This window comes from Pseudobacillus badius (genome assembly GCF_002189605.1).
In the GTDB taxonomy this organism is placed as follows: Bacteria; Bacillota; Bacilli; order Bacillales; family Domibacillaceae; genus Pseudobacillus; species Pseudobacillus badius.
Genome location: NZ_MWMM01000020.1, coordinates 28,304 through 42,709 on the forward strand (window position 1 = coordinate 28,304; position 14,406 = coordinate 42,709).

Sequence of the window (14,406 nt, forward strand, 5' to 3'; positions counted from 1 at the left end):
AAAAAATGAGATTACAGAACAAAGTAGCTATTATTTCTGCAGGAGCATCGGGGATGGGAAAGGCCGGCGCACTTTTATTTGCTAAAGAAGGTGCAATAGTCAACATTCTTGATATTAATGAAGAAAACGGACAAGCAGTTACTAAAGAAGTGCGCGAAAAGGGAGGAGAATGTCACTTCTTTAAAACAGATATGACCAATGTCCAAGCTATTCAGTCTACCGTTGAGAACATTGGCAATAAGTACGGACGGGTTGATATATTATGGAACCACGCAGGCACACCCGGTCCTGCTAACATTGAGACTGTCGAGGAAAAAGAATTCGACTTCACTCTAGACCTTAATATTAAGAGCGGTTTCTTTATGACAAAATGTGCGCTTCCATTTATGGAGGAAAAGGGAGGTTCAATTATTTTCACTTCCTCTATTTCAGGACTTGTCGGTTCTTACTTTAGCCCTGTATATTCAGCGGCTAAAGGTGGAATAAGCAACCTTGTGCGTGCACTTGCCCTGAGCCTTGGTGAAAAAAACATCCGGGTGAACAGCATTTGCCCAGGGTTTACAGAAACCCCTATGCTCCAACAATTTCTGAAAAGAAAGGAGGAGGATGATATGGAAGCTAATGCCCAAAAGGTACTAAGCCGTGTCCCACTTGGACGATTTGCTTACGCCGAAGACGTAGCAAACGCTGCCCTCTTTTTGGCTTCTGATGAATCCGTCTATATTACAGGAGTAAACTTACCTGTTGATGGCGGATATACAGCATAAAAACTTTATTAGTTGATTTTCCGCTGGGCTTGTCATCGGCAATCAACTTTAGATAAATATGTATTTACAAAAAAGCTGCCCTCCCAATGACTCAGCCTGGTCATTGGAGGACAGCTTTTTTCTGCTTATTTTTCTTGGATATTCAGCATGCGGTAAAGCATAACGGCTGATTCAGCTCTTGTTGTTTCGTTTTTGGGGTCAAATTTGCCGTTGGACCGGCCAAAGATGATACCGAGTTCGGCTGCTTGTTTCACCGCTTCTTTTGCATAATCATTAATACGTTTTTCATCTGTAAAGGATTGATTGGACTGGATAGAGCTTAACAGTTCTGGCTGCTGATATTCGATCGCCCGAATAATCATCGCCGCCATTTGTTCACGGGTAATATTGGCATCCGGATCAAAATGGCCGTCTTTTTTTCCAAAGACAATTCCTGCCCGGCTGGCGGCTTCGATTTGAGCAGCTGCCCACTCTTTCTTTGCCGGGACGTCTTTGAACATACCTTCATACTCTTTCACTGGGAGTTGCATCAACCGGGTAAGAAGAACCGCGAATTCCGCTCGTGTCAGCTTTTGTTCCGGCTCGAACCGTTCATTTGTCTTTCCGCTCGTCACCAGTTTGGAAGCTAACGAGTGAACTTCTTTTCTTGCCCAATGGCTGCTTGTATCTTTGAATGTTTTGTTATTGGACATCACAGCGAATGTGGAAAGACGGCGTGCGGGAATAACCCATTTCTCCCCTTGTGCATAGCCTCCTGCATACTCCCAGCTTTTCGACGTTTCGTCATAACGCACACCAGTGGTTTGATCTTTTCGTACAGGGCCATTTAGCTTCAAGCTGAGTTCAACCGGTGTTGGAAACGCCTCAACGATCGATTGGCTTCCTGAAGAAATGGCTACATCAACGGCCTCCGATGTAAACGACTGGCCAGGCTCCTCTGTTCTCGCTACTTGTATGTTGACAAAAGGGCCATTCTGCTTTTGTAAGTACGCCATGTTTTCCGGTGAAAGAGTGATCCCGTGACCAGTGTGAAAAGCGATATGCAGCGGCTGTTTGCTTTTTGCGGCACTTTCCACCAGGTCTTTCGGCAATTGAATGCTCAGGCGGTTTGCTTTTTCTTCTCCTAAGTCAATCAGCCATTGATCCGGCTTTATCTGAATGTGTTCTTGTGTCATTTCAATGGCTTTCTCTTCACCGGGAACGTCCGGCTTTTCTGTGACTGGAGGGACAGGTATCCCCCCATTCCCGTTGCCGTTCGAGCCATCGGCTTTCGTTTCAAATGTCCAAATATCAGAGCGGGCCTCTCCCTTGAATTGGTCTTTTACTGTTACATACCATCCATATTCTTTGTTGCTTTCAAGATGGCTCCAATCTGCTTCTGCGGTTTGTTGATCTTTTACCCCTTTTTGTTCTCCCATTTTTTTATTGGTGTAGACATTGGCTTCAAAGGCATCTGTCGCTACTACCTTCTCTTTTGGTGTTAGCTCTGTTTCAATGACGAATTCGTCCTTGCCTGGATATTCGCTCGTATGATAATAATTGTATTGATTTAAGTAAGGCGAATATGTTTTCATATAAATCTTGTTTTCTACTGGATTTACCTGCATAATGCGTAAAAATCCTTGTCCGCCTTCTGGGCCTCCTTGGTAATCCGCCAGCATCTGGTACACTTTTCTGTCCGGTTTTCCATCCTTATCGTCATCAATTTCATCTACTAGCGTTTCACTATCATGATAATGGCCGGATAACACCGCTATAATGTTTTTGTTAGGAAGGACCACATTGTTGTAGATTTTATCGCCGATCGGACTGCGGTTTCCGGAAACAAGCAGGTACTCATGGAAATTTAGTATGGCTTTTCTTTCCGGATATCTAGCCAGCACGTCATTGATCCAGGCGATGTCCTCACCAGTGATTCCCCATCCCATATAAATCATAATGAAGTCATTGCCGTTCGAGCTGATTAAATCATAATGTCCGCGGTTATTCTTATAGGATTCTCCATAGTAGTCTTTAGATTGAAAGCGCTCTGCTCCAAAATATTTTCCGTACTCATTATAGTCGCCCGTTTTGTGTCCGACATCGTGGTTTCCGGCTAACACCCCATAAGGAATATTTCCTTTATCTAAATACCCCATATATTCATCGGCATGTTTCCATTGATAGTCCTGATCGGCTTCATCGACCAGGTCACCCGTGTGGAACAAATATTTAATGTTCATGGCTTCTTTTTGCTCCACTGCCCATTCAGTCATTCTTTTAAAAATATGAGGGTAGCTTTCAGAGTAATACTGGGTATCAGACATCCAAATAAAAGAGTAGTCAAACTGGGTCGTTGAGGCAATTTCGTCTTGGACCATTACTTGCACTTTTTGGTCTTTGACATAGTCAGGACCTTTAACCGAGCCGCGCAGCTTAAAGTTTTTGTCGTTCTCTGCTATTTTCCACTCGGTCAGCTCCCATTTGTTTGCTTTGTAATTCCACACATACATGGAAACCTTTCGTCCAATGAGTGATTTGCCTTCCCAATTTAATTCAATCTCATCCGTGTCGTTCACTTCTTTATCCACGGTTACCTCAAAGCGGTGGTAAGGAAACTGATCCGCAGATTTTGTTGTGACATATTGCTGGTCGGCTTTTTCCAGCTTGTCCACTTCTTTCACTTCTGTTTCCCCGGCTGGAATCATTGCTTTCGGGGGTTCACGGTCCGCGTTATTTTGATAGACAGCTATGTGCTGCTTCTCGTTTGCCTTGTACTGATAGCCCTGCTTAAATTCTACATCTAGGTCATCCTTCGTAGGATCGGCCACCTTTACTCTCAGCTTTGTAGAGGCGGGCACATTTTTGGCTCCATCCTTTGGCGAAACAGCTTCGGGCTTGAACGGCTGCTCTTCCACCACAGCAAATGTGACTGTTTTAGAAGCTTTATTTCCAATCTGATCTACGGCTGTCACTTTTAGCGTGTGTTTCCCAGGCTCCAGTTCGGCGGAGGACGTATGGAACGGCAGAGAAATTTCCTTGCCATCCAGCTCCGCAGTCATTTGATCCACTCCGGAAAACTGATCCTCCACCTCAGCATGAATCGTGAAGTCGCCTTTATATTCTTTTCCTTCTTCTACAGAAGGTGTCAGTACAGGGGCGCTGTTATCGACAATGACGGCGGCTTGCTTTTTCTCATTGCCGTTAACGGCCTCAATCGTATGTTTGCCTTCCTTGACTTGAGTGGTATCCCACTTATAAGCTTTTGCTGTGAATTTTTCATCAGGAACCGCAAAGGCAAAATCAATTACCGGCTTTGCGGATGAACCGTCACCGACTGATAGTTCTTTGTCCGGATCACTGTAGGCCGGGTCATAGATAACTGTGCCGTCTTTAAGCACTAACCGTACATTTTTGACATAAAAATCATCGCGGTTTTCCTCTGACTCTTTATCAAAAGGCGATACCTTTGTTCCTGAACGAATCGAAATCACCGCTTCTTTGCCTTTCTCAAAATATTTCGGATCCACTGGCACTGTTTTGGTGACATATGTATTAATCGTATCATCAAAAATATGCAACGCTTCATCGCCAATCGTTACGCCATTTTTAAAGTACAAATTTACTTTCTTCACATCAAAAGCAAAATAAGCAGGCTCAGCGAGAGCGGGAGTCGTTTTTTCCGTGACATCCTGTCCATCAATCTTGACGGCCGTGTCCGCATAATTTTGAGAGTGAAATGCTTTGATTAAGGCCGTTTTATTTAGTAAAGAGTCATTCTCTACGTTCAATCCAATCCCGGTCTGCTTGTCATCCTGCAGAATAGAAATAGATTTGGCGGCTGTTTTCACTTCATTTGAACCATCAGATACGACTACATAGTACTCAATCTCCTGCTTGCCGATTAAGCTTGGCGAAAAAATGGTATGATGATACAGTTTGTCATCATAGTTTTCAGTTAAGTCTACCGAATGATAAGCCGCTTCCTCATTATTTTTATAAAATAAGCGAGCTGTTTTCACTGAATGATTGTCTTTAATATCAAAGGTTAGTTTCACATCATTCATTTCAGATACAGGGACGGCTTCTGTTAAATCCGTTAATACAGGCTTTTCTGTATCAGGCTCCACTGTCACCTTTTCCGCAGGTACTTGTATGTCTGCATTGGCGCCGGGTGTGGCTGCTTCTGTGCCGCTGCTGTATTTTTTCATTACTGTGTCGCCAGGCGTTTGGGGGAAGGTATAGAAAATGCCCTTATCCGCCACAGTGTCATCCTTTGTGCCTTCATCGTTATAATAGCCAACTGAAATATCTTTTCCTGTATTCGTCGCAATAGCGATTCCCCGCGCCCCGCTGTTAGCCATCCCGCCGGAGTGAACCTTCACAATGTTCTGGTTCTCGGTTAAATTCACATTATAATGCTTGTTAAAGTCAGCTACAGACTTGTCTTTATTGCCTGCGTTTATTATCCAAAATACCATCGTTTCTCCGGATGACAGCATGACGTCCTCCTTTTCTGGTCCCCAAACCAAATCGGCTTCGGGTCCCTCGGCGGGATAACGATAGCGCAGTTTATAGTCTTTTAAGTTAATCGTTTCTGTTGTATTGTTATAAACCTCGATGAATTCATAGCCATCCAGATCGTTCACATTGGCAGAATCAGGAACTAGTTCTGTCACTAACAGTGCAGGTGCTCTCTGCGCATCAAAGCTGCTTCCTTTGATGGCTACTTTAAATTCTTCGGTTGTCGCCGTTTGGTTCCCGTCATAAGCTTCGATGCGATAGGACATCTCTTTACTAATCAGTTCTTCCTTTGGAATGACGACTGTGTATGTATGAGGCGACGTTTCAGGTGCTGTCATGTCAGCTTCTTTCCAAGAGCTGCTTTGACCGAAGCGATAGATCACTTTTACTTTTTTCACAGCTGTTTCATCTGTTACTTGAGCGTTAAGCCGCAAGTCCTCCGTGGCATCGGCGGCCGTCACTGCCGTATGATCAATAACCGGCGCTTTTAAATCTTGCCCGCTATGAACCGGCTCGCTTGGCACTTGATCAGGCAGTACTTCTCCTGGATTAGCCGGTTCATTTGAGTGAAGAACCTCCATATTCTTTTGGTCGTCCGCTATTTTATATTGAATTCCTTTATTTTCTGCCACCTGTTCCTTTGTGTAGCTTGCTTTTGAAATTTCGTTTTTATATGTATCCGCCAGCACAAGGGTGCGCGAAGCAGTATTCGCCATTCCGGCTGATTCTACCGTTGTTACTTGCTCAGCACTCAAATCGGTTTGAAAATTGCGGTTAAAGTCCTCAAGAGTCATATCTGCATTGGCGCTATTCTTCACCCACACCACGATGGTTTCCTGCGGTTGGATTGTTTTCGCTTCTGTAAATGTCCACTCGGCATCCGGCTTATTCTCGCTTTCCGGATAGCGGTACAGTAAAGTGTAATCCTTTAATGAGACGGACTGATTACTATTGTTGTAGATTTCGATAAATTCATAGCCATCGCTTTTCCCTGCATTCGCCGTATCCGGCACCAGCTCAGTAATCAAAAGAGCGGGATTTTTTTGCGGATCGATCGCCGCTGCTTCTGTTGCGGAAATCATTCCTTTCATCCCCCCTTCAGGGGAGACTGGGGAAACAGATAAACAAGCAAGTAAAGCAAGTGAACAAACTGACTTTTTCTTCATGATTTTCCTCCTTATCCTGCACAAGCCTCCACTTATTTTAAAGTGTCACTTTCATGACTGTATAAACGCCCTGTTAAAAGTTTGTAAAGTTCACTCGTTTTTCTAAAAATGTTAATTATATAGACATTCCTTTGCTTGATAGATTTTAAAAACTATTGATATAAACTATTACTATTTTCTAAAGAGATAATCATATTTTTTAACAAAAAATGTGCTTCTTGCAGTAAAATGGTTCTAGATTTATTTTTTAAAGACTTAAAAAGCAGCTTGATAAAGGAACTGCCTCTGTCAGCCTTCAAGATCACTTGATATAAAAAAAAGAAACGGAGATTGGTCTATTTGATTTTTATTTTCCTCCTATGTTAAGAGAAACCAGTCATTTTCATCAAAGAGCCATCGGATATTCAGTAAATATAAGGAGAGGAAAATGAACATACACACGTCTAATGAGATGTTTGTCGTAATTGGCGCGGATTTAAATGTGAAATATATGAATGAGACCGGAAGAAAGGCTTTTGGAATAACCGGCGATCAATTAAGCGGAATACCCGTCACCAATCTTCTTCCAGGAATAGAAAAGGATATAGGAATGAATAGGGAAAGCCAGGCCGAGTTTATACTATCTAACCATGGCAGGGAGAAAAGGATGAGGATCTCTATTTTTCCATACGAAGAGGATTTTGTTCTGGTCATTAAAAATACAACTTCCGGCGATACAGTGAAAGGACTTGTCGAACAAACTAAGGGTGGACAGCAAATAATGGACGAAGTCACCCAAAGGCTGTTATTGAGCAAAGAACCTAAAGAACTGTTGGATCACTTATTCGATCAATTAGCAGACTTGCTGGGATTAGATATCTATTTCAATTATTTGGCTGATCCTAAGGCGCAAAAAATAAGTTTAATTAACTATAAGGGCATTGGTCATTCAGAGGCTAAACAATGGAAACAGCTTGAATATGGAGAAGCGGTTTGCGGATATGTAGCCCAGCTGAAGGAAAGAGTGGTCGCCAATCACATACCGGCTTCTTCTGACCCCAAGTTACAACGGATAAAAGAACTGGGCATCCAGTGTTATGTGTGTCACCCGCTTATCGCCGGTGAAGAAGTTCTCGGCACGTTGTCATTTGGTTCTAAATCACGGGCAGCTTTCGCCCAGGCAGAGATCGATTTAATCGAGAAGATATGTGAGCAGGTCGGCCACGTACTAGAGAGAATGCTTATAATGGAAGAATTGCAGCATAAAAACCGGTCACTGGAGAAAGCGATAAAGGAAAAAGAGGCTTTATTTAAGTTATCACTCTCATTAAACAAAAAATTCAGAGAGATTTTTCACACATCTAAAGATGCCATGCTGCTGGTCTGTTGCGCGAACCGGGGCAAGCCTTTTTTCTATGAAGTTAATGCGGCTGTGGTCCAATTACTTGGCTACACGGCAGACGAATTAAAGAAAATGCCCCCCAAGGCAATTATTGCTCCTGAGTATCAGCAAATAATTGATCATGTCGCGCAAACAATCGAACAAGAAAAGAAAATGACTGTGGAAGTGAGCTGGGTAAAGAAAGATGGGGAAAAGATACCTGTTGATCTGAGCATCTCTTGCCATTACTTTCAAGGGAGAACCTATTACCTGATCATTGCCCGCGATTTAACGGAGAGAAAAGCATTTGAACAAGCATTGATAGAAGAAAAAATCGCCTCAGAGCGGGCAAATCTGGCAAAGTCTAAATTTCTTTCCATGATGAGTCATGAAATGCGTACGCCCCTAAACTCTATTTTAGGCTATGCCCAAATGATAGAGTTGAAAGCACAGGGAACGATCCATAAACACACCGGGAAAATCAAAAATGCGACTATTCATTTAACTAACTTAATCAATGACATCTTGGATTACGTCGGATTAGAGGAAGGGAACAGTAAAGTTGCCAAAGAACCTGTCAATCTGGTGACGATTATTCAGGATAGCATCAATATGGTGATGGCTTCTGCCGAGATCAATGGAGTAGTCATCACCTCTAATATACACCCGGCTAGCTCTCTTTTCGTAGAAGGAGATCCGCTGCGGCTCAAGCAAGTAGTAATGAATTTACTGTCAAATGCCATCAAATATGGCGGAACGTCGGGACTTGTGACTGTTTTATATAAGGAAATGAAAGATAAAGCCAGGATTGAAGTACGGGATAACGGACCCGGTATTCATGATCACGATCTTGAAAGAATCTTCGAGCCCTTCTATCGCAGCGATGAAGTATTAAACCTTACGGAAGGGCGCGGACTCGGCTTATCTCTTGTTAAAGAATTTGTGACACAAATGAATGGACAATATGGGGTTGAAAGCGAAAAGAATAAAGGCACGCTTTTTTGGATAGAGCTTCCTAAGGCAAATGTAACCACTGAAGCCCCTCTGGCCCCTTTCTTGAAGGAAAAAGATAAAAAAAACTTTAAAGTTCTTTATATAGAGGATAATGAAGAAAATCGGCACCTGCTGAAAGAGCAATTTAAAGTGTTTTTCAACATTGAGTTAGTGACTGCAGCTGACGGGCTGTCGGGGCTCAAGCTGGTCCAAGAGCAGCGGTTTGATTTAGTATTGCTCGATATTAACCTCCCACTGATGGACGGCTTACAGGTTTGCAAGAAAATCCGCTGCCTCCCCGAATATCAAGAGGTTCCCATCATTGCGATCAGTGCCCATGCACTTAAGAAGGATATTCAATATGCCTTAGAGTCCGGGTTCGACGATTATTTAGTGAAGCCGGTAGATATCCGTTCTTTAAAGGCGCTGATCGATCAGTATATACAAAAAACAGCAACGCCAGTTCTTCCTTAACCGGAAGGGCTGGCGTCGCTCACCAAAACAGTTGTTGTTAGGGCGTTTCATGCAGGAATTCTCAAAGACGTATAACTAGTGTGTAGTTTTTCACTGTCCAGCTTTTTAATTTTTTTCAAGCGTATGATCTGTGCGTCTATACAGGGAATCCTTTGTTTTGATGATTAATTCATTAATGTGAAAAGGTTTTGAAATTAAATGTGCCTTATCTATGCCGCTGACATCATCTATTGAAAAAGGATCTAATGAATCAGGTACGAGCCCTAAAAATCTTTGTGACGGATGTACAGCTTTGATTTCCCTCAGCAAGTTGTTCCCCGCTTCATCAAGATCAATCAGGGGAACCACCAACATTTTGACATAAAACCCACGCTAAGCAAATTTCGACTTAAAAAAAGCCGATTTTTCCTACGCTAAGGAATCATCGGTTTTTAAGTCATTATTCTAGTCGTTTCATTCTGTATAAATCCAGATACATTACCATTTGGTTATTCATGATAATCAACCCAAACATGCTGGTACTTTCCACTTTTAGGGTTCCTTTGTGGCAACTCATCCGATTTTTCTATTAACAGGTTAGTTAGTCCCTGCGTTGCAAAGTAATCTAATAGGGCTTCTCTAACATTTTCCCAAACTTGATCTCTAAGATTACCCTCGTCCACTTCTAAACGTACTGTTAATTGATCTGGTGCCGTTTGAATTAGTTGAAAACACCTTACGCCTGGTATTTCCTCCAAAATGTTTTTGAGAGCCAAGGGCAGAATATGAACGATTTGACCGTTGGTAGAGAATTTTAAAATGTCATCCGTTCTCCCTTCTACTTGAACGACCGGGAATGGTCTCCCGCATTTGCATGATTCTGGGGACATGATAACACGGTCAGTTAGTTCATAACGAATAAGAGGCTGTATTCTGTTGGCCAGATTTGTAATTAGAACCGAATGAGATTGCTTCCCTGGTGGCACAGGTTGGTAATATTCATCTACTGGTTCAAATATAATCCAATCTGTATTTACATGAAACTGACCTTCTTCACATTCGAAAGTCATGGCTGTTGCTTCTGTACCGCCGTAAAGATCTAGAACGCGAGCTTGGAAAACGGATCCTAGTTTCTCACGAACATTTGGATATAATTTTTCTCCCCCCAAAAGGATCGCTACAGGCTGAATATTTAACCGACCTGCTTTTTGTTCTTCTGCTAGAATTTCCATCGCTGTTGCATACCCCCCAATTAAAGCTGGTTGATATTCATTCAATTCTTTGACGAGCGTGGAAAGGGGGGATTGGATAGAAAAAGCTCTTATTTTTCCGTTTGATGGTCGTTTTAAGCGTAGGCGTTCAGCAGTGGAGAATGCTGTAAAATGTCCAGCTGTAGAGCATACCGCTGCATTTCGTCCACCTTTGGCTGCTACTTTCAATATGTCACTCCATTTTAATTTTGTTGTTCCGCGAATAGCCATCAATGTTTTCATGATAGTATCTGAATCTTTATCCTGAATAAAGATTCCAGGTACTCCAGTTGACCCTGAAGTGGTCGAAACCATATAGCGCCCTAAATAAAGATATCCAACTAATGACATATTTGACACGAATTCCTTCACACCTTCTATGGTGATTTCTGGATCAGTTACCCAATCATTAAAATGGTCCATGAGTTCTGATTTGGTGACTGGAGGAATTTGCTGTAAGCTTGTAATCCGTTCAGGCAACTCGCTGTATTTTTGTGCGTAATATTGAGAGTTTGATCTTGCAAAATTAATAAGGTCAGCTAAACGAGATTGTTGCCGAGAGAGAATGTCTTCTGGTTTGCCTCGTTTAACCTTCCAGATTTCCATAACTGCTTTTAAAGGTGAGATATTCTCCATGTATGTCATTCCCATCTCTCTGTTTTAAAAATTTTATTGTCAGTACTATGGCCATTTAAAAATTACATGTACTAAAAATCAAAGAAGTCTAATAAAACATCAAACAGCTTATGGCTTAAAAGCTTTATATGCCCTTAGTGTGCCCGTAATAGTGGAAAATTGACCAGTTTCTTCAATTGAGACAAATCCAGTTTCTTTTAATAGATTAGGAATAATCCCTTTTACATGATTTGAAGTTGTTTCAAACCCATCTAAAAGGGGTAGTACCAGCGAAGCTGTCACTACCCGCAATAAGGAATTAAATTAAAAATACACCATTTCTGATTGCGCTTCTTCAATTGGAATTCGCTCCATCATATCCAATTTAAAGATGCCGTAAGGATTTACGTGGCTGTAGATAAGCGGACTTAACGCTCTCAGATCTTCCGGTGTCATCATATCCATCCATTTCTTTTCTGATAAAACAGATTGAATCATGAGTGTATTTATATACACAAGGCAATTTTGTAATAAATGCAGGGAAAGAACAGCAACCTCCTGGTCTTCCAATCTATTTGTTGAAATTTCTCCACCTTTTCCGTAAAAAATAAAGCCGTTGGCGGAATTCCAATTCTCTACAACATTGAGGCCTTCGTTAATTTCTCTCCGAATATCTTCAGAATCCAAATAATCACACAAGAAAATGGTTTTAATGACTTTTCCCAACTCAGAAAGGGCTTGATAAGTCGGGTGTTTTAAGTTACTTCTGGTAAATCGTTTTAAGATAGCCTCCGTTTCTGCTGTTCCAAGACGCAGGGCTGTAGCATATTTAATCATCTGATCATATTGCTGACGAATCAATTCCCAGTTGATAGGTCTTGTAAGTATGGGTTGTAAATTAGGAAAAGCATCACTCATGCCACTATCTGGCCTATACAACTTTTGAGAGTGGATAGCTTTTAGTCTTGGCATAAGCTGAAACCCCAAGAGATGGCAAAAGGCAAAAGCTACTTCGCTTTGACCGTGACTGTCTACATAATTCTTTTCAACCTCCATGTTTGTACAATGCTTCAAAACCCCTTCAATCATAGACGCTACCTCAGAAGAAGAGCATGATTTTAATTGAGAGTAGATACAGGTTGAATGTTTAGCCACATGCCAGTAAATCATTACACCTCTGCCCCTATACCGAATATGCCATTCAGTCATTAGGTTTTGGTCCCACGCACCAAATTTTTTGGAATCGGAAGCACAGGAAGTTGTCCCTTCTCCCCATATATCTGTCATTTTATTTCGCAAAATGGCATTAACAACCTCAGCAATAGCGTTACGTAGATTGTCTTTATCAATGTATTTTCGCCGAATGTATAATAGGTCTTTGTATTTTTCTCCATGTTCCCCGTTTGAAATTCGCTTTAACCCTGCATTTGTCCCCAAACCGTATAAACATAAGATAAGCCTCTTCTGCAGCAAATCTTTACTAATGACCTCTCTCGATGCAGCTGTTTTAAAAAGTTCCGTAAAGTTTACACGCAAATCAGCTTCCTTGAGGATATCTAGTAAACTCGTCATTGGCCATCGTTTCATAATTTCAGTTTTTAGTCGTGACAGGTTAACTGGCTCCGGCACCGGATCAAAAGGAGAGATAGATATTCGACCGTTTCCATTTCCCTTTCCTTTTGTTAAAATACGAACCTTATTATTTTTAGGGATTTCTTGATCTAATTTATTTAATGCCTTTGTCATTTCTCCCTTTAAATGTGCGATAAACTCATCGGGATTGATTGGCTTTTTCAGCGCCTTATAGTTTTCTTCACGACGCAGTTCAAAGTCCTGCGGCAGATCTTCATCTGGATTACGGTATCGTTCCGAACCGGGTACCCATATTTCTTTGCATCGCAACTTGTCACGTAAGACTTGCAAAGTGCTAATCTCATAATTAATGCGATTGATTCTCTCTTCACCTGAAGTCTCCTGTTCCACGACGAGGTGTCTCCAACTGGGACGGATCACACCATCTAATGGAACTTGGTCAGACTTCGGGAAAAAGTGAGCATTTAAAGTTGTATGTTTTTTAATAAGTTCTAACGCTTCAATTACTGGATGATGAGCTTCATTATTTGAACAAAACTCTAACATATCCAAAATACGGGGAACCATCCTGCGGTAATGGGAACTGTATGATGAACGAATAATGGTATATACCTTTTGTTTATAGGCAGGCCCCGTATGCTTAAATTCCTTTACTAAATCTTTAAGTGTTTCCTCGCTGATAACAGGGTAGAGGACATCCCGAATAATTCCGTCTGGATTATCTAACGCTTGTTCAGCCATTTGGAACAATAGATTATTTTTCCCATTTACCTTTCTTAAATTATGTATCAATTCTTTATCCACTTTACGTTCGGCCCTAACATTAATACGATGGATAATTTGTATAAGCAGCTCAATCAGATCGTCTGTAATTTCTGCTCTTCGAAGCCAAAAGAAGGAAGATAAAAGAGTATAGCGAATTTCCGGTGGATGCCGACGCAATTCACGAATATCCTCGGTTGCTGTACGCTTTCTATATTTCTTTAAAATCTTTGGTGATATATCGCTAAATAAATCAAAGGGTAATTGCAGTTCTTTTATGGTTTGAAGTTTATGTAGTTCTTTAAAAACTGTTTCTAATCCAATGCGCCCGGGATCAGACTTTAATTCATGGAACGTTAACGCTTCTTTGGTTTCTGGGGAATCATCAACTGTTTCTAAATGATTAATTAATCTATCAAGTCCCTCGCAGGTCTGGTTAGAAAGCCTTTGATAAATAGTAGTGAAAAATTGGTCTTCGTAGGAGTAGGTAGCAGAGCGAATAAGACGCTCTACTCGATCTGGGGTGGGAGGCACAATTTTTAATTCTCTATATTGTTGATATAACTTGTCTTCAACATAGTTGAATTCATGGCTATGATGTAACACGTGCTGGCACAGCCAGTCTGTCATTAAATCTACATCCTGCAGAGTGGCTTCGCGAAATTCAAAATAGGTGCGGATTTCCGAACGATGATAGGTAATGGTACGACCGGTCCAATCATACTCAGAAAAAATATCGGGGTTCATCTCCAGCTGCTTTGCGATGTATTCGATAACTATTCTAGGTATCTCATTTTTAGTATTAGGGAACCTAGCTTCGTATTGGAAAAACTTAAACATGACAGCAAACTGACTTTCCGCATGTCAAAAAAATACAATTTTGATTTTTTGTTTTTTGAAAAACAGGTATCAAAGACAAGCGATTTTTATGTGATTTTTTCCAA

General features: G+C 41.4%; 5 protein-coding genes and 1 pseudogene. 2 read left to right on the forward strand and 4 right to left on the reverse strand.

Features of this window, described 5'->3' with window-relative positions:
• The first annotated feature begins 5 nt into the window (after nt 1-5).
• Entirely contained in the window at nt 6-767 is a 762-nt protein-coding gene (locus tag B1A98_RS18300) for an SDR family NAD(P)-dependent oxidoreductase (protein WP_063385358.1), read from the forward strand.
• A 125-nt stretch (nt 768-892) separates the two neighbouring features.
• Here B1A98_RS18300 and B1A98_RS18305 read toward each other — a convergent pair whose 3' ends face one another.
• Nucleotides 893-6,436 carry an S-layer homology domain-containing protein gene (locus B1A98_RS18305; protein WP_063385357.1) on the reverse strand — a complete coding sequence of 1,848 codons (5,544 nt, stop codon included), beginning with the start codon at nt 6,434-6,436 and terminating at the stop codon, nt 893-895.
• Between the two features lie 427 nt (nt 6,437-6,863).
• Here B1A98_RS18305 and B1A98_RS18310 point away from each other — a divergent pair, with 427 nt between their 5' ends.
• A complete protein-coding gene (locus B1A98_RS18310) occupies nt 6,864-9,263 on the forward strand; it encodes an ATP-binding protein (RefSeq protein WP_082821783.1) in 2,400 nt (799 codons plus the stop codon).
• 105 nt (nt 9,264-9,368) lie between these two features.
• Here B1A98_RS18310 and B1A98_RS18315 read toward each other — a convergent pair whose 3' ends face one another.
• The 3 genes and pseudogenes from B1A98_RS18315 to B1A98_RS18330 all read right to left on the reverse strand — a co-directional run.
• Nucleotides 9,369-9,572 (reverse strand): hypothetical protein, encoded by a 204-nt coding sequence (locus B1A98_RS18315; RefSeq protein WP_125474375.1) that lies wholly within the window; start codon nt 9,570-9,572, stop codon nt 9,369-9,371.
• A gap of 179 nt (nt 9,573-9,751) precedes the next feature.
• The gene (locus tag B1A98_RS18320) at nt 9,752-11,128 is read right to left on the reverse strand and encodes a phenylacetate--CoA ligase family protein (RefSeq protein WP_082821782.1); all 1,377 of its coding nucleotides are present in this window, start codon (nt 11,126-11,128) and stop codon (nt 9,752-9,754) included.
• 303 nt (nt 11,129-11,431) lie between these two features.
• Nucleotides 11,432-14,308: pseudogene (locus B1A98_RS18330) on the reverse strand (Tn3 family transposase); the annotation flags it as partial.
• Between the last annotated feature and the right edge of the window lie 98 nt (nt 14,309-14,406).